Genomic DNA, 21,754 nt, shown 5'->3' with positions numbered 1-21,754 from the left:
GTAATTTAAGACTAAATTACATCTTTAAAAGGTGATTTTTAGCTATATTCAAAAAAAACCTGTCGTTTTTCAATGACAGATGATAGATTATTAGTATAAATTTTCAAGAAAAGGATTGGAGGCTGCACATCATGTGCCAGAAAACACACGCACCCTTAGAAAGCTATGAAGTAAATCGTTCAACCATCGCTGTTTTGCCTGAGGAAATAGACGGTAAAATGGGGTCGAAGGTCATTGAAAAAGACTGCATTCTGTATGTCAGCATGAAGCCGATTCACATCATCGACAGAAGCTGCCGCTACTTTGGCTCCAGCTATGCCGGGAGAAAAGCGGGAACATATGAAGCGATTAAAATTTCTCACAAGCCGCCGATTATGGTGGACCCTTCAAATCACATCTTTTTATTCCCTACACTTTCTTCTGCAAGGCCTCAATGCGGCTGGATATCGCATGTGCACGTTAAAGATTTTCAACCGACGGCATTTGATGACACAGCGGTCACGTTCTCAAACGGCAAAACGATGGAACTGGAAGTATCCTATCATTCTTTTGAAAATCAGGTTTACAGAACCGCCTATCTCAGAACCACTTTTCAGGACAGGATGGGCAGTCATATCCCGAAGCGGCAGGAATTCATGCTGTATCCGAAAGAAGAGCGGACAAGAATGATCTATGACTTTATTTTGCGGGAGCTGGGGGAGAGATATTAGAGAAAGCTGTGATGTGAAGGGACGGGTCCTCTCCTTTTGGGGAGGGCTTTTTTCGATTTACATGCCCGGGCAGAGTTGTATCGTGTCCGTCTGTTGGCTATGATGATGTAAAGAGTAATGATATTTCATTTTAGGAGAGATGGGCATGGATGTGTTTGCAAAATATGTATCAGGAATCGATAACCCGGATCACCGTCTCAAAGCAGAGGAAATTTTGTCGTGGACGGCTGGCCAATTTCCGAATTTAGAAGCGCAGATCAAGTGGAACAAACCGACATTTACCGATCACGGCACCTATATCATTATGTTTGCTGCGGCAAAAAATCATTTGAGCATTTTACCTGAAAAAGAGACGATGGAGCATTTTGCCGATGACATCGCTCAGGCCGGGTACAGCGCTTCTTCGCGCCTGTTCAGAATTCGATGGACTGATCCGGTGCACTATGATCTGCTTAAGAAGATCATCGAATTTAACATCAAGGAAAAAGCTGAAAATCCGGGGTTTTGGCGCTAGCGGACGTGATGTTGAAGGAGGAAGACATGGACGTTTTCAAAGACTATTTATCAAGTATCGACAGCCCTGATCATCGTCTGCGAATGGAGGAAATCCTGTCGTGGACGGCTGACCAATTTCCGAACTTAGAAGCGCAGATCAAGTGGAACACGCCGATGTTTACCGATCACGGCACCTTTATTATCGGCTTTGCGGCAGCAAAGCATCATGTAAGTGTTTCCCCCGAAGAAGCTGGAATTGCGCATTTTGCCGACGACATTGCCCGTGCCGGCTACAGCGCTACTTCCCGTTTGTTCAGAATTCAATGGACTGAACCGGTGCATTATGAGCTGCTTGAACGCATTTTGGCGGAAATAATGAAAGAAATGTTAAAAAAACAACCCTGACGAGGGCTGTTTTTTTATTGGAAACACATGATCAGCCCATTTTAATCAAGAAGCAATGGATGACGTACTATAAAAAATAAGGAGTACGAAGCAGTGAATGAATTTTATAAGGCGTTAACATATGTAAATAAAATTTTTTATGAACCAAATCACTTAACGATACATGATATTCAAGAAGAAGCTCAAAACTCAGAGTATGGGGCCGGTATGTTTCAACTGCATTCAAAGTCAGTTCGATTCAGAGTCGCAAAAATAACGCCTAACAAGATAGGACAGTTTGTTGCTTTTTGGGAAAAAGATGGAGATGGTAAAAACCAAGCCTTTTCATATGAAAAAGCTGCTGATTAATTGGTAATCAATACTTTTGCCGGTAATAATCATTTTGGACAATTTGTTTTTCCAAAAGAAGTTCTTGTAAAGCAAAATATCCTTAAAACAGCCGCTGCAAAAGGAAAAATGGCAATTAGAGTTTACCCTAAATGGGAAAATCCCACTAGCAAACAAGCTATCAAAACACAAAAATGGCAGTTGGCATATTTTGTAGAGGCGAACGATGCAGATCGTTTTCCAGCACAAGACCTGTTAAAGCTATATTCTAACTAAAATTGGACAGCCCTGAGCCGGCTGACAGTATGTGAAGTTAACCGGTGCGTGAGTTGGAGAATAACGGGGAACCTCAACAAATGAGGTTCCTCTAATTGTTATATAGAAATCGACATTTTGAATGTAACAGAGTTTGTTTATTAAACGTAATCCGAAAAATAAGGGATTTGCGTATCCGGCAGACCCTCACGAAACGCACGATGTCAGAAATCGTGCGTTCAACATTCTTTATTTGACGACAGACATGCTGACGCTGCTGCCTGACACTGTCAATTTGGCAAAATCCTGTGTATCAATCACAGGGGTGACTGCTTTATTGTCGATCGTGATGTTCGTAAAGGCTGTTGAGAAGTTTGATTTGATGTAAGGGCGCTGATCCTCTGATGTGACCGCGACGGTGGCGAGCGCTTTCCATTTTGAGACAGAGCCTACATTTGTTTGGGCGAGTTCTGAGATGATGCGGCCGGTGTATCCGTCATTATTCGTGCCCCAATATGTGGCGCGGGTATTGCCGTTCAGATTTTTGTAAATGGTCAGCTGTACGGTGCTGCCGGGCCGGAAGCCTTTCGTATAGGTGAATTGGCTTTCTCCTTCCAGATACCGGACCTGGCCTTGCCCCTTTGAACCGACTTTCATGATCGGTTTCCATACATGATAGGTGTCACTGTACTGAAGCCCGATATCAGCCTCTGTGCCTCCGGTAAATCCTGAGTAAATATAGGCTGTCCCATTTGACACCTGAATCGAGCTTGGAAGCTGAATTTTCGTGACGAGAACTGAGCCCGTGCTGTTCAGGTAGGCCCTTCCGCCGATTCCTTTGCTGAGCTGGGACGCCGCTTCCGCCGTATTGGGACTGATCACCCCCGGAATATCCGCCGTACATGCGCCGAATAGAACGGCTGTAGTGAGAACACCCGCAAGAAGCCCTTTTTTCATCATCATTTCTCCTCCTATCATCATAGTCAGATAGCGCTATCAATTCATATTATAAAAGGTTTTGGGAAAAATTCCATAAAAGATATACGGGCGGACGTAAATCAAAACTATTTTCCTATTTATCTTGTAAATGGAGATTATTTGAACTATGATATGTTCAGCAATACAGCATGATTCAGGAAAGGGGATAGGATAGAAATGAAAAAGACGGCAGCTGTGCTTTTGTCTTTCGGTCTGGTGTTCGGTTGTTCATACGGAGCGGGGCAGACGGCAGAAGCGAAAACAAAGGTAAAAACGTATCAAAACTGCAAGGCGCTGAATAAGGTGTATAAGGGCGGCGTGGCCAAATCGTCGAAAGTGAAAAACAAGGGCGGCAGAACAAAGTACAAGCCGTATGTATCAAAAGCGCTTTACAATGCAAATAAAAGACTTGACCGAGATAAAGACTATATCGCATGTGAGAAATAAAAAAACAAGCCTCTTTAAAGAGGCTTGTTTTTTTAAATGGATTCGGCGGTGACGGCGGTTCCGTATCCGATTAATTCGGATGTGTTCTGTCCTGCGGTCAGTTCGAACCGCAGGCCGACGATGGCGTTCGCTCCGAGCTGCTCCGCCTCTCTGATCAGCCGCTCTTTCACCGCTTTTTTGGAGTCTTCCAGCATTTCAGTATAGCTTTTCAATTCGCCGCCGACGACAGATTTTAAGCCTGCAAGCAAGTCTTTGCCAATGTGTCTGGACTGGACGATACTGCTTGTCACCAAGCCTTTCACTTCCGTAATCTGTTTTCCGGCGACGGTTTCGGTCGTTGTCATGATCATGCGTTTTTCCCCTTTCGTGTATCTTACCGCTATCTTACCATTTAAGCCGCCTTTTCGGCTGCGCTGATTTGTTTTTTTCTGACTGCGGCGCTGACTGCAAACATGACGGCAATGTTCAGAACCAGCGCGATGATGCCTGTATTCATATCCTTAACGATCTGCGGAAGAAACGGAAAGAGGGTTCCGATGGTTGATTCGGTCAGCGTAATGAAGGACACCGTTCCGACCCCGGCCGTTATGCCGGCAAAAGCGCCGTGGCTTGTGATGAAACGCCGCTTCGGCAGGCTGAATAAGAGGGCAGGGAAAAGCTGGGTGACAAGGCTGTAGCCCATTAAAAGCAAGGTGACGATGGTATTTCCGCCTTTCAGCGTAAAATATACGGATATCAGCGCGATGACGGGTACGGCGTATTTTGCGAGCCGTGAGACTTTTTCGTCAGTCGTGCCGGGCAGAATGGCTTTGTACACATTTTTGGCGAACAGCGTGCTTGAGGCCATTAATATCATTGAACCGGGTACAAGCGCCGTCAGAATGCCCGCCGATCCGATCAGTCCGACAAACCAGGGATCAAAGGTTTTCACAGACAGCTTTAATAAGGCGAGATCCGTGTCCGCCCCTTTTAAACCGGGCACCTGCAGAATCGCCGCAAATCCGGTAAAGATGACAAACAGCAGGACGAGCTGATAAAGAGGCATGATGATTGCGTTTTTCCGAAACACCCGCGGATGCTCCGCCGAATAGGAAGCGGCAAATGTATGGGGCCACATATAAAAGCCGAGGGCGGTCAGCAAAACCGTTGAGCTGAACCAGGAAACGCTCTGTCCGGTTTCCGGTAGCGTGAGAAAACCGGGTTTTGCGGCGTCAATTTGTTTGAACATTTCCGTAAACCCGCCATAGTAATGAATGGGCAAATAAATGCCTAAATACAGGACGATGCCTAAAATCATGATATCTTTAACGACGGATATCCACGCTGAACCGTGGATTCCTGATATCATCACATAAATCGTGATGGAGACAGCGCCGATCCAGACAGCGGCTGAGGGCGGAATCTGTCCGTATGACGTTGCTGAAACAATTAATCCGAGCCCTTTCAGCTGCAGGACGAGATAGGGGATGAGGGATGCGATGCCGACGAGCGATACGAGAATGCCGAGGAGCGGGCTGTTGTATTTTGAAATAAAAAAATCTGATTGCGACATCAGTTTGTGTTGTTTGGCGTAAGTCCACACGGCTGGCAGAAGCCAATATGACAAAATGTAGGCAAGGCAGCCGTACGCGATAATATAAAAGGCGGGGCCTCCTTTTCCGTAAGCCCATCCGCTTCCGCCGAGGAATGTAAAGGTCGTGTATATTTCTCCCGCCATTAATAAAAAGACAAACATCGTGCCGAAGCCGCGTCCGCCCACTGTCCATTGTTCAAGGTCCATATTTTTTCCTTTTCGGGCCCGGATTCCGAGATATACACAAAACAGGAGCACGACGGCCATTACGGGAAATGCTGCGTTCATTCCGCCTCACCCGCCTTGTTTTCTTTGTCCAATTTGTAAACAGCGGCCATCAGAACGGAAGTCAGCACCGCCCAGATGACGACATACGCGAGAATGAAAGGCATTCCGAAAACATAAGGCGTCACCCGGTTGGCAAATGGAATGCCGGCGAGAATTCCGAAAAAGGGCAGGGCGGCGAGAACATGAATCAGTTTCATAACATTCCTCCTTTTCATTGGAAACAGCGTGTCCCGATTATAAAGAAAATCATGTCGAATGTATAGTGCGAATAGTCTGAAATTTATTGACTGAAAAGGAAAAGCAGTCCCGGCTGCTTTTTAAATGGTCGCAAGAGACAGGTAATATTCCAATAAGGCGGTTACCTGTTCCCGTATTCTCGGGTTGAAATAACGGTGTTTTTCTTCATAGCCGTTAATGGTGCATATATAAAGCGTAAATGCTTCGTCTCTTTCCGCTTCGTATAGTTTAATTTTACGCTTTCTTAACTCTTTTCGAACATCACTCAAATCCTTTTGTGCTAATTTTAAAGAGCAGCCGATAAGCTGTTTATAGGGTTGTTTTAATTTGAACGGGCACGAATCAAGCGCTTCGAGGTCCCGGTTCAGGATGGCAGCCGCCATGGGCAGAAACAGCCCTTTTTCGATGAGATCGCGGGTGCCGCTCCGGATGTCAGGCATAAATACTCCTTCTTTCTTAAAAAAGAGAACGTTTGTTCTTATTTTATACTCGCTTACACGATATTTCAAGGCGGAAAATCTCGTAAACATTTTCGTTTTTTGGAGATAATGTGTAGAATAAGGATAGACAAACTCGTTAAGGAGTATAAACGTTGGAGCATTTTTTATCATATTTGACTGAGGAACAGCTGACGGAATGGTTCCAAAGCTATAGAGCTTTCGGCCCGGCGGCTGCGGTTGCACTGCCTTTTATTGAAGCGTTTCTTCCGTTTTTGCCGCTTGTTGTATTTGTGGTGGCGAATACGAATGCATTTGGTTTGTGGGAAGGTTTTTTTCTGTCGTGGCTCGGGTCTGCGGCAGGATCGATACTGATGTTTTATGCCGTCCGCCGTTTCGGACAGAAAAGAGCTTTCGGTTTCATCCGCAGGCATCAGACCATAAGGCGGATGATGCTCTGGGTTGAGCGGCACGGTTTCGGTCCGCTGTTTATTTTACTTTGCTTCCCCTTTACGCCGTCCGCTGCGGTTCATATCGTTGCCGGTCTGTCACGGGTGGGGGCGCTGCAGTTTATATCAGCAGCCGCTATGGGGAAAATGGTCATGATCTTTATGATCAGCTTTATCGGGTATGATCTTCACGCACTCATGACACAGCCTTTCAGGATGGCGGGCGCTATAACGGTGATCGGGGTGCTGTGGTATGCCGGAAAGCATATCGAACGGCGTTTACAGACGAGAATCAGTCAGCATGAGAAAGACGGAGGGAGACAGGAATCTTGAAAAAACGATTTTGGTTTATAGCCGGCGTGCTTATCGTTGTTTTGGCCATACAATTAAAGAATGCCATTTTTATTGATTATAAAGTCGAAGGAATCAGCATGAATCCGACCTTTAAACAAGGAAATGAGCTGATGGTCAACAAGTTTTCCCATCGTTACAAAACGATCCGCCGTTTCGATATTGTCCTGTTTAAAGGCCCGCACCGCAAAGTGCTGATCAAACGAGTCATCGGGCTCCCCGGCGAGTCAATCGCATACAGGGAGGATCAGCTGTATGTGAATGGAAAACGGGTGGCGGAACCGTTTTTAAAACCGTTAAAGTCATCATTGTCCGCCGGGAGCCATGTGACCGGTGATTATACGCTGAAGGAAACGACCGGGCGCAAAAGCATACCGAAGGGACAATACTTTGTTATTGGCGACAACCGCATATACAGCCTCGACAGCCGTCATTTCGGTCCGATTAAGGATAAAGACATTGTCGGAGTCATCAGTGAATCAGACGCCAAGTGAACGGCGTCTTTTTTTTCGGAAATGATTGTCAAAAAGCAGAGGAAAGACTATAATGAAAATTGTTACGCACGAAACAAAAAAGAGGCGTTTTATTTTTGGTGATATTGTTACGTGTGTAACAAAAAATATGAAAGAGGACTGATGAGATGAAAACACAGACTGCCATTATCGGGGGAGGTCCGGTCGGGCTTATGCTTGCATCAGAACTGGCGCTGGCCGGAGTGAAAACGACTGTCATTGAACGATTGAAGAAGACGGTGCCATATTCCAAAGCGCTTATCATGCATCCGCGCACACTTGAGCTTTTTGCCATGAGAGGCATATTGGAACGCTTTTTGGAAAAAGGGATGAAGGTGTCTTCCGGCCATTTTTCCATGCTGGATACACGGCTGGATTTTTCTCGGCTGGATACGAAGCAGAATTATTCGTTAATGCTGCCTCAGGCAGAAACGGAGCGGATTTTGGAGGAGTATGCATCAAGTCTCGGCGCAGACATCATCCGCGGGGCGGAAGCGGTGGCTGTCACCCAGACGGATGACGGAGTGGAGACGGTGTTCCGGGACGAAAGCGGTATCCGCACTCTTCACAGCTTTTATGCAGCGGGTACAGACGGAGCGGGGAGCATTGTCAGGAAACAGGCGGGCATCGCTTTTTCGGGCACTGATGCCGACTTAACAGGAACCCTCTGTGATGCCGCTTTGAAACATCCGCCCGAATCTTCCTTTTTGTCAACGTGCCGCCTGGAGGGATCGGTTGTGATTGTCCCTCTTACGGACGGACTTTTCCGCGTCCTCATCATTTCTCCGCATGCTCCGCAAAAGCGGAAGGAAGAGCCGGTCACCGAAAATGAGCTGAAAGAAGATCTGCGGCGGATATGCGGCACTGATTTCGGATTGAGTGATCCGGTATGGATGTCGCGGTTCGGCAATGCCGAGCGTCAGGCCGAACAATACCGCTCCGGCCGGGTTTTTGTGGCCGGTGATGCGGCGCACATTCATTTTCCCGCAGGCGGCCAAGGGCTGAACACGGGGCTTCAGGATGCCTTCAACCTCGGCTGGAAGCTGGCGGTGCAAATGAAGGGAAAAGCGGCGCCTCATCTTCTGGACAGCTATCATCAGGAAAGGCACAGCACAGGAAAAGAAGTGTTGCACAATATAAAAACCCAGATAAAGCTCATGGATTTTACCGAGTCGGGTATGGCATTAAGAGAAACGATGACCGCTTTGCTGGATTTTCAGGAGTCCAACCGTTTATTGGCGGGAAAAGTATCCGCGCTTGATCTGCATTATGAACCGGATGCGGAGCTGCCGCTGCATACCCTGAACGGAAAACGCCTGCCGGATATCGAATTGACCCTTCATGACGGGCGGCCGGCCCGGCTGTATGATTTTCTTCATAAGGGCGCCTTTGTGCTTCTGTCATTAAGAGGGAGCATTCCCGCCGGTATTGATACGGACAGCGTGGCAGCTGTCAGGGCGGATCTTGCTGAAACACGTGCCGATTGGGATGACGTCCACACCGTTTTAATCCGGCCGGACGGCCACGCGGCATGGGCAGCCGGCGGCTCGGGACGTGAAGCGGAAGAAGCCGTTCTGGCCGGTTTGGAGAGATGGGGATTCATCTGATACCCTTTTATGCGCCTGTGTGATTGTTTCTTGTGTAACAAAACGTTATAGTAAAAGAAACAATCAATACGGAAGGGTGACTCAGCAGTTGGACAGAAGACAGCCAGACCATGCAAAACACATGATTCTTGAAGGGCTGACAGATATTTTTCACGAGCAGGAGAGGTGTCAGGAGGACATCAGGGCGTCGTTGGCCGGACGGATGGACGAACTCCGTGAAGAAAACGGGAAAAAATTACAGCTGACCTTGACGGAAATTCACATTTTGTCGTGTATCGGAGATCATGAACCGATCAATGTCACGTCAATAGCGGAAAAAATGAAGACGACAAAGCCGACCGTGTCGAGAAGCTGCGCGAAGTTTTTGGAAGCCGGCTTTCTGCGCAGAACCCGGCTGAGCGACAATAAAAAAGAAGTCTATTTCCGGCTGACTCCTGCCGGGAAAGAGCTGCATTCCCTTCATCATGAATATCATGAATTGATAAAAAAGCGGCTCTTGGCGTTTTTAGACCGCTATACAGATGAAGAACTGTTATTTGCTGAACGGCTGTTCCGTGATCTTTCAGCAAACTGGCGGTCTGTAAATGGCGGCGGAGAGCTGTTCAAATAAAAAACACGCATATGGATGCGTGTTTTTTTATTCGGATCATGTTCCTCTTTCTGCCCGGCCTCTTTCGCCGTGTGCCCGTTTCAGCTGAGAAAGGTGGTGCAGCAGCCGATAGAAGGGCGGAAGCATGGCGATGACGAGAACGATCCGGATGACCTGAACCGCGACGACGAAAGTCGAGTCTTCGTGCAGGGTGATCGAAGTCGCCGCCATCTCGGCGATCCCGCCGGGAGAAAAGGCGAGAACAGATGTAATCATGGAGATGCCCGTTAATTTAGAAACCGCAACCGCGCTCAGAATCATGGCGGCGATTAATCCGACCGAAGAAATAAATCCGACGGTCAGCACTCTCGTCACGCCGGTGAACATGCTTTTGTACATTTTTGATCCGATTGTGGCGCCGAGAAAAATTTGTGACAGCTGGTTCGCTTCCGGCGGCCACCAGGCCAGCATGTCTTTGCCTGCCAAGGCGGACACGCCGATTTCCGCAGCAGCAACGCCGATCATGCTGCCGAGCAGCCAAGGGGCGGGAAATTTCAGCCGTTTTGCGCCTTTGCTTGCAAGCCAGGCAGCCAAAATAAATCCGGCCGTTAACAAGACGGGAATAAGGCCCGGGTGTGAAGCTCCTGCCGAAACGGCTCCGGCTGATGTCTGAGCCGTACCGTTTTGTTTGGTAAATAAGAAAATGACGAGAAACGGTATTGTCATGACGACCAAAAGGACGCGCGTCAGCTGAATAAGGCTTACAATCGCGGTGTTTGCGCCGACTTCCTGGGCGATACCGGGCATGGCGGATAAACCGCCCGGCGCCGTGCCTACAAAGCTTGTCATCATGTCCGTCCGGCTGAACCGAAAGAGCACATATCCGGAAACAAGCGCCATCACGATAGAGAAAATCAGCATGAAGCCTACCGGAAGCCAATGCTCCCGTAAAACCGACAGAACGGACAGGTTCAGTTTCTGGCCGAGTTCGATGCCGAGGATCATTTGTCCCGCCGCAAGCCATCTGCGGTGAATCCCTCTTCTGTCAGGCGCCATGAACAGCCAGCGGGGCCTCGTCATGGAGAGGATGCAGCCGGCGGCCAGCGTTCCGAGCATCCAGGCGATCGACATCCCTGTAAGCGAAAGAAGAAACCCCCCTGCCGCACTGATGAGAATAAACCAGATATCCGTAAGGAGATGTTTGTCTTTCTTCAATGAAAACCCTTCTTCCTGAAACATTCATATTAAATTGTTAAGCTCGTTAACCTTACTATTACTATAGTATAGATTTTGAGATAAATAAATAATGAATTATTTCTCATAATCCATTCATTTTTCTTATCACAAACATAAAAAAAGCTCCGGAGATGGGTGAGTGCACCCTACTCCGAAACCTCGCCCGCTTTTCCTTTCCACACAAAGGTCAATCCCAGACCGAGAAATAAAACCACACCTGCGAACAGAAACGGGAAGTGAATATTCATATCAAATAAAATACCGCCCAGAGCCGGGCCGAAAATGGTGCCCAAACTCGTGTATGTTGAGTTCATACCGGCAACAAACCCCTGCTGATTTCCTGCGATTTTCGATAAATAAGTAGTCAGTGCCGGGCGCAGTAAATCAAACGCAAGGAAAATGATGCAGGTGACAGCGAGCACGGGCAAAAATCCTGACATCACCGTAGAAACGAAAGCCAGCACAGCGCCGATGATCAGACAAAGCTGAATGACTTTTTTCTCCCCGAGGAAGTTGACAAGTCTGCCGAATGCGAGCACTTGAATGAGGACCGCCACAATGGAGCTGAACGTAATAATAATGGCGATATCCTTTGGCGTGAAGCCGAATTTATGGTTTGTAAATAAGCTGAATACCGTTTCGTACGCCGACAGCCCGAATGCCAAAACAAAGACGATGATGAAGGCGATCAAGTAGCTTGGATGAATCGACTTTTTCAAATCTTTTAAGAAGGTTGATTCTTTGACGCTTTCCATCTGCTTTGCGCGTTCTTCTTTAGTTAACGGCTCTTTCAGCATAAAGACAGAGGAAATCACTGCGATAAATGCAATTCCCGCCGCAAAGAAAAACGGCATTCGAACGCCGTGATCGGCAATAAATCCTCCTATGCCGGGCCCGATGATAAACCCTGTGCTGATGGCGGCAGATACATAGCCCATCGCCTTCGATCTTTCCTGCACCGTCGTAATATCTGCGACATACGCTGTAACAGCGGGCATGATAAAAGCGGCACTGATGCCCCCCAGCACCCTTGCGAAATATAAAATGGAGACATGTGTGCCCAATCCGAAGGTCAGTTCGGATAATGCGAACAAAAACAGTCCGGCGAGAATCATGATTTTTCTGCCGAAGCGGTCAACCCATCTCCCCGCAATGGGGGATGCAATTAATTGCGCGACGGCGAAGGCAGCGACAAGGTATCCCATTGTGCTGCCCGTCAAGTGCATCACATTCATAAACAGCGGCATAACGGGAATGATCAATCCGATGCCTAAAAAAGCAATAAATATGTTGCTTAATAAGATGATGAGTACAGCTTTTTGTTCTCTGATCGGTTTTTGCATGTTGTTTCTCCTTTGTCAGCTGTCATTCTGTTTATCAGCGCTGATCGACCCGTGAATAAACGCGGAGATGGCTTCTTTTTGCAATTCGATTCTTTGCTGAATGGTATCGTTTTTATATAACACATCTAAACCGTAGAAGACGGATAGCAGGATTTTCACTTTTGATTCGACATGATGAATGGACCAGCTGCCGTCTTGATTTCCCTCTTCTAAGATCTCCCTCATCACATCGTCATATTCAATATCAATTTTGTTGAGCCGCTTTACGACCTCCTCTGACGTAAACGCACTCGCATAAAACTCTTCACTTGCTCTCATAAGCGGGTAATTGATGCTCATCCGGCTGAGCAGCTCCGCAAAGCCCGCCAGTTTTTCGGCAGCATCTTTCAGATCAGCTTCCATTTCCCTCCACGTCTCGATCATCACGCGGTGATCCTCTTCCATGATATGAAGAAACAGAAACTCTTTTCCTTTAAAATGGTGATATAGATTGCCTTTACTGATTTCGGCCGCCTCTAAAATATCCCGAATCGATGTTTCTGAATATCCTTTTTTTGCAAATAAGTCACGCGAAGCGGATACGAGCCTGTTCTTCGTCTTTTCGCTCTTTCCGGCACCGCCTTTTGTATTTGTCACTTCACACAGATCCTTTCCGCCTCATTCATATCGTTGTCCCGGCAAAGCGGGGCTCGGTTCGTTTAAAACCGACCAGTTGGTTTATTTTATTATAAAGGGTTTTTGCTGATTATACAATGAAGAAGTTATCCATTGTTTAGAGGGAGTATAAAAACGGCTCGAAAAGTAAACCCCATTCTCTCATGTTGAAAGAACGGGGGTTGTCTGCGGTCTGCCTGAACCGTTATTTTCCGGTATTTACCTCGGTGTAGCTTGTGTTCGGCGCGTTTGATACCGTTCCCCCTGTATGGTGGAAAGGAGAGTGGGCCATATCGTATAAAAACCAGACGGCATGACGCTGCTCGTCAAATGCCGTGCGGGCAAATAACCGCTTCGCTTCCGGATGCACCGCTCTATCGGATGCCTGCAAATAAAAATCATTCGTTTTCTGCTCATCATAAAACGCCGCCCTCAGTCCTTCTCTGTATGTGTGCGGACAATGCTCCGTCTGTTTCGGCGTCAACTGTTTTCCGGTAATTGACGTATACAGTGAAGAGAAAGCGTGCAGGTGGCGCACTTCTTCTTCTCTGATATGTTCGATTCGTCTTCTGATTTCTGCGGTCGGCGCTTTTTCGGCTAATATTGAGTAGCAAATCACAGCGCTGTATTCACCGTTTATGGATTTTACCAGATCCTTGATAAGCACAGAATCGTCACTGCAGATGGCTGTATAATGAAAAAAATTCTCGTGCATTGGACTCACCCCCGGATGTTTATAGGGTATTATACGGCGGCAGCCCGTGACATGTGCGGATGTCATTTTTATTCTTGATCTAGCGGCGATGTAATATGGTCGTCGTATGTGTCGACAAAAAGCCGGCCGTTGCTTCCGCGCACAGCGTATACGACGTCTTCCGGTTTGAGGTTTCTCTTGTCCAATTCTTCTCTCAGCCATTTTTCCGATACGTGGTTTTCTTCCAGATTCTTCATCACCAACCGGCCGTCCATAATCAGCTCAACGGCAAAGTTCTTTTCATGTCCGGCAAAAATGCCGAGATCCTGTCTTGTAACGGGCGCAAATTCCGGTTTGACCTCCACTGACATGCTGCCGTTTGTTTCAATGATGGCAGTCTGAACCTGAGAAATGTCAAATACGTCATTTACACGCAGCTGCTGGTTCAAGTAGTCGATGGTATAACGCATCGTTTTCATATTATGCTCAAGTATTTTACCGTTTTGAATGATAATGGTCGGTTTGCCTGCAAAGAAACCCCTAAGGGCCCTGTTTTTCATAGAAAGATATGCGACAAGGTAAATGATTGCCACGAAAATAATGTAGGCAATGACATTATAATGAATCGGCAGCTTTGTATTAAACGACAGATTTGCCGTGATGGCGCCGAGCGAGATGGCCGCAATGAAATCAAAAAGCGTCATCTGTGAAATGGTTTGTTTACCGAGTATCCGGGCGCCGATAAACAGAATGCTGAACGACAGAGCCGTCCGTACAATCACTTCGGGATATTCTGACATCATCATTAGTCCTTTTTTCTTTATTTTGGTCAAAAACGATATTTTTTAAAATAGTCATCCCGTTTTTACCAGCAGATGAGATTGGTCATTTTCGTCAACTTTCGATAAAATGTAGAAAGATAAAAAGAGAGGGGTCTTCTAATTTGGGTGTTGAGTTTTTAGTAGGCAGATCGGGGAGTGGGAAAACGAGGCTGATTATCGACAGCATTCAAGATGAACTGCGCCGGGAGCCGTTCGGGAAACCGATCATTTTTCTAGTCCCGGATCAAATGACGTTTTTAATGGAATATGAGCTTGCTAAAACGCCGGATATCGGCGGCATGATACGCGCTCAAGTGTTCAGTTTTTCGCGTTTGGCGTGGCGCGTGCTTCAGCATACCGGGGGCATGAACCGCCCGTTTGTGACGACGACGGGTGTGCAGATGCTTTTAAGGAAACTGATTGAAGAATATAAGCACGAGTTTAAAGTGTATCAAAAAGCGAGTGACAAAACCGGGTTCACTGAGCAGGTGGAACGGATGCTGACAGAGTTTAAGCGGTACTGTATTGAACCTGAAGACGTCCGCCGCATGGCGGAAAGCGGAACGGCGTCAGAATATCGCGGAGAGCGGATGCTGTCTGAAAAACTTCATGATTTAGGCATTTTATATCAGCAGATGGAAAGAAGCCTCGCCGGACACTATTTGCATTCAGAGGATTATTTGAAGCTGCTCGCTCAGCAGATTCCTTTGGCGGACGTTGTAAAAGGCGCCCGTGTTTACGTCGACGGATTCTATCAATTTACGCCGCAGGAATTAAGGGTGCTGGAGCAGCTGATCATGCATGCTGAACATGTCACATTCTCGCTGACGGCGGACAGCCCTTCGGCGGAACAGGCACCGGATGAGCTCGATCTGTTCAGAATGACGGGAAGCACATACTATAAGCTTTATCAGACGACAAAGGAATTGAATGCCGATATTTCCTGCAAGGAACTGCATGGCACGAAGCGGCATCGGCATGTGCCGGAGCTTGCCTGTATAGAGTCGCAGTACGATGTGCGTCCCGCCGCGGCGTATACCGGCGGACAGGAAGCTTTTACCGTCATGCAGGCGCAAAACAGAAGAGCTGAGCTTGAAGGTATTGCCCGGGAAATTCAATCACTTGTCCGGGACGGAGGATACCGGTACAAAGATATGGCGATTCTCATCCGTCAGCCGGAAGATTATAAAGATTTGCTGAAGGAAGTGTTTGCCGATTACGGGCTTCCTTATTTTATTGACGGAAAAGCTTCTATGCAGCATCACCCGCTTATTGAATTCATCCGTTCAAGCCTGGATGTCGTGAAGGGGAACTGGAGATATGAAGCGGTGTTCCGCTGTGCGAAAACCGAACTGTTATTCCCGCTTGATCAGCCGGAGCAGAAAATAAGAGAGCAGGTTGATCAGCTTGAAAACTACTGTATCGCCTACGGCATTAAAGGGGAGCGCTGGACGAGCGGCGAGCGGTTTGTATACAGGCGCTTCGTATCGCTCGATGAGGATTTCGCGCAGACAGATCAGGAAATAGAGATGGAGCAAATGCTGAATGAGACGAAAGAGTGGATGGCCGCGCCCCTTGTCCGGCTTCAAAACCGGATGAAAAAGGCGAAAACGGTTCAAAGCATGGCGGAGGCTCTTTATCTCTTTTTGGAAGATACCGATGTTCCCCTGAAGCTGGACCGAAAAAGGCAGCGGGCCGAAGAGGCCGGAAACATGATCGAAGCGCAGCAGCACGGCCAGGCGTGGGATGCCGTTATCCAGCTTCTCGAGGAGTTTGCCGGCATGATGGGTGAAGATGAAATATCTTTGGCGCTGTTCCAGCAAATGCTTGAAACGGGAACGGAATCGCTTCATTTTTCTTTAATTCCTCCTGCGCTTGACCAAGTATTTGTAGGGAATATGGATCTCTCAAGAATGTACGGCACGTCCTGCACATTCGTCATCGGGGCCAATGACGGCGTTCTTCCGGCGCGCCCGGATGAAAACGGCGTGCTGTCTGATGATGACCGGGAGTGGCTGAAAGCGGTCGGAGTGGAGCTGTCTTCCGCGGGGCGTGAGCGCCTGCTTGATGAGCATTTTCTCATCTATATGGCGCTGTCGAGTCCGTCTGACCGTCTTTATGTGTCATACCCGATTGCCGATGCGGAAGGAAAAACGCTCCTGCCGTCAATCGTTGTAAACAGGCTTGGCGAGCTGTTTCCCGATCATCAGGAAAAGCTGTCAGCGGCTGATCCCGAGCAGGTAAGCGAAGAAGAGCAGCTTCAGTATCTCGTCAATATACAGGTGGCTCAGACATATACGGCAAGTCAGCTCAGGCTGTGGACAAGAGAGTACGAGATCAGTGACGTATGGTGGAGCGCATACAATGTGCTGATGAAAGAGTCTGATCACCAACGTGCGAAAAAGCTGTTTTCAAGCCTGTTTTTCCGCAATGAGGCGAAGCGTCTTGAACGGCCTGTTTCGCGCCAGCTTTACGGCGAGCATATTAAAGGAAGCGTCTCCCGGATGGAGGCGTTTAATGCCTGCCAGTTTTCCCATTTTGCATCACACGGGCTTCAATTAAAAGAGCGGCAGTTTTTCAAGCTGGAAGCGCCGGATATCGGCCAGCTGTTTCACTCCAGCCTGAAGCTGATTTCAGACCGGCTTCGTGAGCAGAAGCTGGAATGGCGCGATCTGACGAAAGATCAGTGCCGGAATTTCTCCTATGAAGCGGTGGAACGGCTTGCGCCAAAGCTGCAAAAAGAGATTCTGCTCAGCTCAAACAGACACTTTTATGTGAAGGAAAAACTGCAGAAGATCGTCACGCGTGTTTCAGGCATATTAAGCGAGCATGCGAAGGCGAGCGGTTTCGTCCCGGTCGGTCTTGAACTCGGTTTCGGCGGAAGCGGGCCGCTGCCTCCGCTCACTTTCACGCTGAAAAACGGCTGTACGATGGAACTCGTCGGACGGATCGACCGCGTGGATAAAGCGGAAAGCTCAAAAGGCCTGCTGCTGAGAGTCGTTGATTATAAATCAAGCGACAGGGGGCTTGATCTGGCGGAGGTGTATTACGGGCTCGCTCTGCAAATGCTCACATATCTTGACTTATCGATTACACATTCCGCGGATTGGCTCGGCATGAAAGCGACACCGGCAGGCGTTTTGTATTTCCATATTCATGATCCGATGATTCAGGCCAGTCTGCCGATGGGGCTTGATGAAATCGAGCAGGAAATTTTTAAGAAATTTAAAATGAAAGGCCTTCTCCTCGGTGACCGGGAGGCGATCAGCCTGATGGACACGACGTTGGAGGAAGGGCGTTCAAATATCGTCAATGCCGGTTTGAAAAAGGACGGTTCTTTAAGATCCGACTCAGCCGCGGTCAGTGAACAGGATTTTCATCTGCTGACAGACCATGTGCGGCGGACATTTGAACAGGCGGGCGAAGCGATAACGGACGGGCTTGTGTCCATTACCCCGTATAAGCTGAAAGATAAGACGCCTTGTACGTATTGTGCGTTTCAATCGGTGTGCCAGTTTGATGAGTCGCTTAAGGAAAATGAATACCGCAGCCTGAAAGCGGAAAAAGACGGCACCATACTGGATTGGCTGAAGAAGGAGGCGGATGATGATGCAAATTCCTAAACCGAAAGACAGCATATGGACGGATGACCAATGGAGCGCCATCGTTTCTTCCCGGCGCGATATTCTGGTCGCTGCCGCAGCCGGATCAGGTAAAACGGCCGTGCTCGTGGAACGGATGATCAGAAAGATAACCGCGGAGGAAGATCCGGTTGATGTTGACAGGCTCCTTGTGGTGACCTTTACAAACGCCTCAGCAGCGGAGATGAAGCATCGGATCGCGGAAGCATTAGAAAAAGAGCTCGCCAAAAATCCGGGATCTCTGCATATCAGACGGCAGCTCTCTCTATTAAATCGGGCGAGCATTTCGACGCTTCACTCTTTCTGTCTGCAAGTGCTTAAAAAATATTATTATATGATTGATCTTGACCCCGGTTTTCGGATGGCTGACCAGACGGAAGGCGAATTGCTCGGAGACGAAGTGCTTGATGAGCTGTTTGAAGATGAATACGCAAAAGGGAATCAGGCGTTTTTTGAGCTTGCGGACAGATATACGACAGACAGGCATGATCTGGATCTTCAAGACCTTGTCAAACGGGTGTACGAGTATTCCCGGTCGCATCCTGACCCGGAAGCGTGGCTGCAAAGCTTTGTCCGCCTGTATGACGTGACGGAAGAAAGCAAAATGGAAGAGCTTCCGTTTTACCAGTATGTGAGAGAAGATGTTGAAATGGCGCTCTTCGGGGCAAAACAAAAGCTTGAGAAGGCGCTTGAACTGACAAAAGCGCCCGGCGGGCCGGCGCCGCGCGCTGATAATTTTCTGGATGACCTTCAGCAGATAGAAGAGCTGATCAGCTGCCGGCATGACTTCGATGCGCTGTATGAACGGGTTCCCGCAGTCTCATTTAAGCGGGCGAAGGCGGTAAAGGGTGATGAATTTGACAAAGCGCTTTTGGACGAAGCGACCGATTTGCGAAACGGCGCGAAGAAACTGATCGAAAAGGTAAAGACAGATTACTTTACAAGAAGTCCGCAAGATCACTTAAAGAGTTTAACAGATATGAAGCCTGTCATCGAAACGCTCGTTCAGCTCGTGATATCGTACGGAAAACGATTTGAAGCGGCGAAACAAGAAAAATCAATTATTGATTTCTCAGATTTGGAACATTACTGCCTGGCGATTTTAACTGCGGTTGATGAAGAAGGCCGGCGGGTGCCGAGCGAAGCGGCCGTTTATTATCAAGACCAGTTTCATGAAGTTCTGGTTGATGAATATCAAGATACCAATCTTGTGCAGGAGTCTATCCTGCAGCTTGTTAAAAGCGGGGATGAAGAGGCGGGAAATCTGTTTATGGTAGGCGACGTTAAACAATCGATCTACCGTTTCAGACTTGCCGAGCCGCTGCTGTTTCTCGGGAAATATAAAAGGTTTACAGAAAGCGGGGAAGGCGCGGGGCAGAAAATTGATCTGAACCAAAATTTCCGCAGCCGCTCCGATATTTTGGACAGTACGAATTTCTTGTTTAAGCAGCTGATGGGCGGAAAAATCGGCGAAGTGGACTACGATGAACAGGCGGCATTGAAGCTCGGCGCATCGTATCCGCCGAATGACGCGGCAAAAACGGAACTGCTGCTGATTGACAGCGCTGATGACGCAGACAGCGCCGAGGATGCCGAAGACTTTGAAACCGTGCACTGGGAAGCGAAAGCGATAGCCGGGGAGATCCGAAAGCTTGTCTCATCTCCGTTTAAGGTATATGACGGCAAAACAAAAACACACCGGAATATCCAGTACCGGGATATCGTGATTTTGCTGCGCTCCATGCCGTGGGCGCCGCAATTAATGGAAGAGCTGAAAAACCAGGGCATTCCGGTGTACGCCAATTTGACGTCGGGTTACTTTGAAGCCGTGGAGGTGGCTGCGGCGCTTTCAGTCTTGAAGGTGATTGATAATCCGTATCAGGATATTCCGCTTGCTTCCGTGCTGCGCTCGCCCATCGTCGGATGTGACGAAAATGAACTTGCGCTGATACGCCTTGAAAAGAAAAAAGCGCCGTTTTATGAAGCGCTGAAAGCATATATAGCGAACGGTGACAGGCATGATGACCTGTATCAAAAACTGAGAACCTTTTATGACAGTCTGCAAAAGTGGCGGTCATTTTCGACGAATCATTCGGTGTCTGAGCTGATTTGGGAAGTATACCGCGATACCGGATATTTTGACTATGCAGGCGGCATGCCCGGCGGAAAGCAGCGCCAGGCCAATCTGCGCGTCTTGTATGACCGGGCGCGCTCGTACGAAGCGACGGCGTTCCGCGGGTTATTTCGCTTTTTGCGGTTCATTGAACGGATGCAGGAGCGCGGCGATGATCTGGGGACGGCCCGGGCGCTCAGCGAGCAGGAGGATGTCGTTCGGCTGATGACGATCCACAGCAGCAAAGGACTTGAATTCCCCGTCGTTTTCACCGCCGGACTCGGCAGAAATTTTAATATGATGGATCTCAACAAATCATACCTGCTTGATAAAGAGCTCGGTTTCGGCACGAAGTACATTCATCCGGAACTCAGAATCAGCTATCCGACTCTGCCGCTTGTGGCGATGAAGAAAAAGATGCGCAGAGAGCTCTTATCGGAAGAATTGCGCGTATTGTATGTGGCGCTGACCAGAGCGAAGGAAAAGCTGTTTCTCGTCGGTTCCTGCAAAAACCGGGAAAAACAGCTGGCCAAATGGCAGGCGCAAGCAGACCGGGCTGATTGGCTTCTTTCTGAATTCGACCGCTATCAGGCGTCATCTTATTTGGACTTTATCGGGCCGGCGCTCATCCGCCACCGTGACATGGAGGCGCACAGGACGCCGGGACTTTCATCGTCTGAGGATATCGCGCGCGACCCGTCGCGTTTTCACATCCGGATGCTGCAGCAAAGTGAATTGCTGGAAGAGAATCCAAAAGAACGTGCTGAAGAAAAGAGCAAACGTCTCAAAGCGATTCAGCAGGGCGAGCCGATTCCTGGTTCGTTTTCATTTGATGATCAGGCGCGCCGTCTGCTTGAATGGGAATATCCGTACCGAGAGCTGACGGCTATCAGAACGAAGCAGTCAGTTTCTGAGCTGAAGAGAAAGCAAGAATACGAGGATGAATACAGCGGCCGCTCTCTCATCAAACCGTCAGGAGACACGCTTTTATACAGGCGTCCCGGTTTTATGATGAAAAAAGGGCTGACAGCCGCCGAAAAAGGAACGGCGATGCATACGGTGATGCAGCACATACCGCTGACGCACGTGCCGACTGCCGAAGAAGCGGAGCGGACGGTCCGGATGCTTTACGAAAAAGAGCTGCTGACAGAAGAGCAGCAGGAAGCTATTGATATAGAAGAAATTGTTCAGTTTTTCGGAACTGAAATCGGGAAAGATCTTCTCGGGGCGCTGCGGATTGACCGGGAAGTGCCGTTCAGTATGGCGCTTCCGGCCGGCGAGGTGTACAAGGATGCCGAAACGGCCGGTGAACCGCTGCTCGTGCAGGGGATTATTGACTGCCTCTACGAAACTGCGGACGGTCTCTATTTGCTGGACTATAAGACAGATCGGATAGAGGGGAAATTCCGGAACGGATTTGAAGGCGCGGCTCCGATTCTGCAAAAAAGGTATGAAACACAAATCGAATTGTATACAAAAGCGGTTGAACAAATTACGAAAACGAAAGTGAAAGGGCGTGCGCTCTATTTCTTCGATGGAGGTCACGTTCTTACACTGTAACAAGATCCGAAGCTCCTTTTTGGAGCGGATCT

General features: G+C 48.3%; 20 protein-coding genes and 1 pseudogene. 11 read left to right on the top strand and 10 right to left on the bottom strand.

From position 1 onward, the window contains the following. The first annotated feature begins 131 nt into the window (after window positions 1-131). From AR442_RS14205 to AR442_RS14190, 4 genes and pseudogenes are all read left to right on the top strand, one after another. Window positions 132-710 carry a competence protein ComK gene (locus AR442_RS14205; RefSeq protein ID WP_003155179.1) on the top strand — a complete coding sequence of 193 codons (579 nt, stop codon included), beginning with the start codon at window positions 132-134 and terminating at the stop codon, window positions 708-710. A gap of 145 nt (window positions 711-855) precedes the next feature. Then, window positions 856-1,224 carry an iron chaperone gene (locus tag AR442_RS14200; RefSeq protein WP_012117235.1) on the top strand — a complete coding sequence of 123 codons (369 nt, stop codon included), beginning with the start codon at window positions 856-858 and terminating at the stop codon, window positions 1,222-1,224. A 26-nt stretch (window positions 1,225-1,250) separates the two neighbouring features. Then, window positions 1,251-1,610: an iron chaperone gene (locus AR442_RS14195; protein ID WP_053285069.1), complete on the top strand. Its 360-nt coding sequence runs from the start codon at window positions 1,251-1,253 to the stop codon at window positions 1,608-1,610. A 93-nt stretch (window positions 1,611-1,703) separates the two neighbouring features. Then, a pseudogene (locus tag AR442_RS14190) lies at window positions 1,704-2,213 on the top strand (MepB family protein). 228 nt (window positions 2,214-2,441) lie between these two features. Here AR442_RS14190 and AR442_RS14185 read toward each other — a convergent pair. Further along, on the bottom strand, window positions 2,442-3,152 hold the full coding sequence (locus AR442_RS14185) for a YrpD family protein (RefSeq protein ID WP_029973179.1): 711 nt from the start codon (window positions 3,150-3,152) through the stop codon (window positions 2,442-2,444). A gap of 195 nt (window positions 3,153-3,347) precedes the next feature. Between AR442_RS14185 and AR442_RS14180 the strand changes: the two genes are divergently transcribed. Continuing rightward, window positions 3,348-3,617 carry an excalibur calcium-binding domain-containing protein gene (locus tag AR442_RS14180; RefSeq protein ID WP_003155168.1) on the top strand — a complete coding sequence of 90 codons (270 nt, stop codon included), beginning with the start codon at window positions 3,348-3,350 and terminating at the stop codon, window positions 3,615-3,617. A 32-nt stretch (window positions 3,618-3,649) separates the two neighbouring features. On the opposite strand, the gene AR442_RS14175 is transcribed toward AR442_RS14180, so the two are convergent. From AR442_RS14175 to AR442_RS14160, 4 genes are all read right to left on the bottom strand, one after another. Continuing rightward, window positions 3,650-3,967 (bottom strand): YbjQ family protein, encoded by a 318-nt coding sequence (locus AR442_RS14175; RefSeq protein ID WP_003155166.1) that lies wholly within the window; start codon window positions 3,965-3,967, stop codon window positions 3,650-3,652. Between the two features lie 41 nt (window positions 3,968-4,008). Next, a complete protein-coding gene (locus tag AR442_RS14170) occupies window positions 4,009-5,478 on the bottom strand; it encodes a sodium:solute symporter family protein (RefSeq protein ID WP_053285068.1) in 1,470 nt (489 codons plus the stop codon). Beyond that, complete coding sequence (locus AR442_RS14165) at window positions 5,475-5,675, bottom strand: DUF3311 domain-containing protein (protein WP_007409181.1); 201 nt, start codon at window positions 5,673-5,675, stop codon at window positions 5,475-5,477. Before AR442_RS14165 ends, AR442_RS14170 begins: the two co-directional genes overlap by 4 nt. 120 nt (window positions 5,676-5,795) lie before the next feature. Further along, the gene (locus AR442_RS14160) at window positions 5,796-6,155 is read right to left on the bottom strand and encodes a YhjD family protein (protein ID WP_017417407.1); all 360 of its coding nucleotides are present in this window, start codon (window positions 6,153-6,155) and stop codon (window positions 5,796-5,798) included. A 152-nt stretch (window positions 6,156-6,307) separates the two neighbouring features. Here AR442_RS14160 and AR442_RS14155 point away from each other — a divergent pair, with 152 nt between their 5' ends. From AR442_RS14155 to AR442_RS14140, 4 genes are all read left to right on the top strand, one after another. Further along, entirely contained in the window at window positions 6,308-6,934 is a 627-nt protein-coding gene (locus AR442_RS14155; protein ID WP_021494947.1) for a TVP38/TMEM64 family protein, read from the top strand. Further along, entirely contained in the window at window positions 6,931-7,446 is a 516-nt protein-coding gene (lepB, locus tag AR442_RS14150; RefSeq protein WP_003155158.1) for a signal peptidase I, read from the top strand. The genes AR442_RS14155 and lepB overlap by 4 nt, the downstream gene beginning before the upstream one ends. Window positions 7,447-7,592: 146 nt before the next feature. After that, a complete protein-coding gene (locus tag AR442_RS14145; RefSeq protein ID WP_053285067.1) occupies window positions 7,593-9,071 on the top strand; it encodes a monooxygenase in 1,479 nt (492 codons plus the stop codon). An 88-nt stretch (window positions 9,072-9,159) separates the two neighbouring features. Beyond that, window positions 9,160-9,681 (top strand): MarR family transcriptional regulator, encoded by a 522-nt coding sequence (locus AR442_RS14140; protein WP_012117244.1) that lies wholly within the window; start codon window positions 9,160-9,162, stop codon window positions 9,679-9,681. A gap of 36 nt (window positions 9,682-9,717) precedes the next feature. Here the strand turns inward: AR442_RS14140 and AR442_RS14135 are convergent, their stop codons facing one another. From AR442_RS14135 to AR442_RS14115, 5 genes are all read right to left on the bottom strand, one after another. Then, a complete protein-coding gene (locus tag AR442_RS14135; protein WP_022553582.1) occupies window positions 9,718-10,875 on the bottom strand; it encodes an AbrB family transcriptional regulator in 1,158 nt (385 codons plus the stop codon). 167 nt (window positions 10,876-11,042) lie between these two features. Further along, on the bottom strand, window positions 11,043-12,239 hold the full coding sequence (locus AR442_RS14130; RefSeq protein WP_014417364.1) for an MFS transporter: 1,197 nt from the start codon (window positions 12,237-12,239) through the stop codon (window positions 11,043-11,045). 15 nt (window positions 12,240-12,254) lie between these two features. Then, on the bottom strand, window positions 12,255-12,875 hold the full coding sequence (locus AR442_RS14125; protein ID WP_017417412.1) for a TetR/AcrR family transcriptional regulator: 621 nt from the start codon (window positions 12,873-12,875) through the stop codon (window positions 12,255-12,257). Between the two features lie 223 nt (window positions 12,876-13,098). Beyond that, window positions 13,099-13,608, bottom strand: coding sequence for a ferritin-like domain-containing protein (locus tag AR442_RS14120; protein ID WP_007610501.1), 510 nt, complete (start codon window positions 13,606-13,608; stop codon window positions 13,099-13,101). Between the two features lie 68 nt (window positions 13,609-13,676). After that, a complete protein-coding gene (locus tag AR442_RS14115) occupies window positions 13,677-14,390 on the bottom strand; it encodes a DUF421 domain-containing protein (protein ID WP_017417413.1) in 714 nt (237 codons plus the stop codon). A 140-nt stretch (window positions 14,391-14,530) separates the two neighbouring features. Here AR442_RS14115 and addB point away from each other — a divergent pair, with 140 nt between their 5' ends. After that, window positions 14,531-18,031, top strand: coding sequence for a helicase-exonuclease AddAB subunit AddB (gene addB, locus AR442_RS14110; protein WP_053285066.1), 3,501 nt, complete (start codon window positions 14,531-14,533; stop codon window positions 18,029-18,031). Continuing rightward, a complete protein-coding gene (gene addA / locus AR442_RS14105) occupies window positions 18,018-21,722 on the top strand; it encodes a helicase-exonuclease AddAB subunit AddA (RefSeq protein WP_053285098.1) in 3,705 nt (1,234 codons plus the stop codon). The genes addB and addA overlap by 14 nt, the downstream gene beginning before the upstream one ends. Window positions 21,723-21,754 lie beyond the last annotated feature (32 nt).

The organism is Bacillus velezensis, from assembly GCF_001461825.1.
GTDB lineage: Bacteria > Bacillota > Bacilli > Bacillales > Bacillaceae > Bacillus > Bacillus velezensis.
This window is presented reverse-complemented; position numbering and strand designations above follow the sequence as displayed.

Coding starts and splice junctions, on each gene's coding strand:
- AR442_RS14205 (WP_003155179.1), top strand. CDS start 132: ATGTGCCAGAAAACACACGCACCCTTAGAAAGCTATGAAGTAAATCGT.
- AR442_RS14200 (WP_012117235.1), top strand. CDS start 856: ATGGATGTGTTTGCAAAATATGTATCAGGAATCGATAACCCGGATCAC.
- AR442_RS14195 (WP_053285069.1), top strand. CDS start 1,251: ATGGACGTTTTCAAAGACTATTTATCAAGTATCGACAGCCCTGATCAT.
- AR442_RS14185 (WP_029973179.1), bottom strand. CDS start 3,152: ATGATGAAAAAAGGGCTTCTTGCGGGTGTTCTCACTACAGCCGTTCTA.
- AR442_RS14180 (WP_003155168.1), top strand. CDS start 3,348: ATGAAAAAGACGGCAGCTGTGCTTTTGTCTTTCGGTCTGGTGTTCGGT.
- AR442_RS14175 (WP_003155166.1), bottom strand. CDS start 3,967: ATGATCATGACAACGACCGAAACCGTCGCCGGAAAACAGATTACGGAA.
- AR442_RS14170 (WP_053285068.1), bottom strand. CDS start 5,478: ATGAACGCAGCATTTCCCGTAATGGCCGTCGTGCTCCTGTTTTGTGTA.
- AR442_RS14165 (WP_007409181.1), bottom strand. CDS start 5,675: ATGAAACTGATTCATGTTCTCGCCGCCCTGCCCTTTTTCGGAATTCTC.
- AR442_RS14160 (WP_017417407.1), bottom strand. CDS start 6,155: ATGCCTGACATCCGGAGCGGCACCCGCGATCTCATCGAAAAAGGGCTG.
- AR442_RS14145 (WP_053285067.1), top strand. CDS start 7,593: ATGAAAACACAGACTGCCATTATCGGGGGAGGTCCGGTCGGGCTTATG.
- AR442_RS14130 (WP_014417364.1), bottom strand. CDS start 12,239: ATGCAAAAACCGATCAGAGAACAAAAAGCTGTACTCATCATCTTATTA.
- AR442_RS14120 (WP_007610501.1), bottom strand. CDS start 13,608: ATGCACGAGAATTTTTTTCATTATACAGCCATCTGCAGTGACGATTCT.
- AR442_RS14115 (WP_017417413.1), bottom strand. CDS start 14,390: ATGATGTCAGAATATCCCGAAGTGATTGTACGGACGGCTCTGTCGTTC.
- addA (WP_053285098.1), top strand. CDS start 18,018: ATGCAAATTCCTAAACCGAAAGACAGCATATGGACGGATGACCAATGG.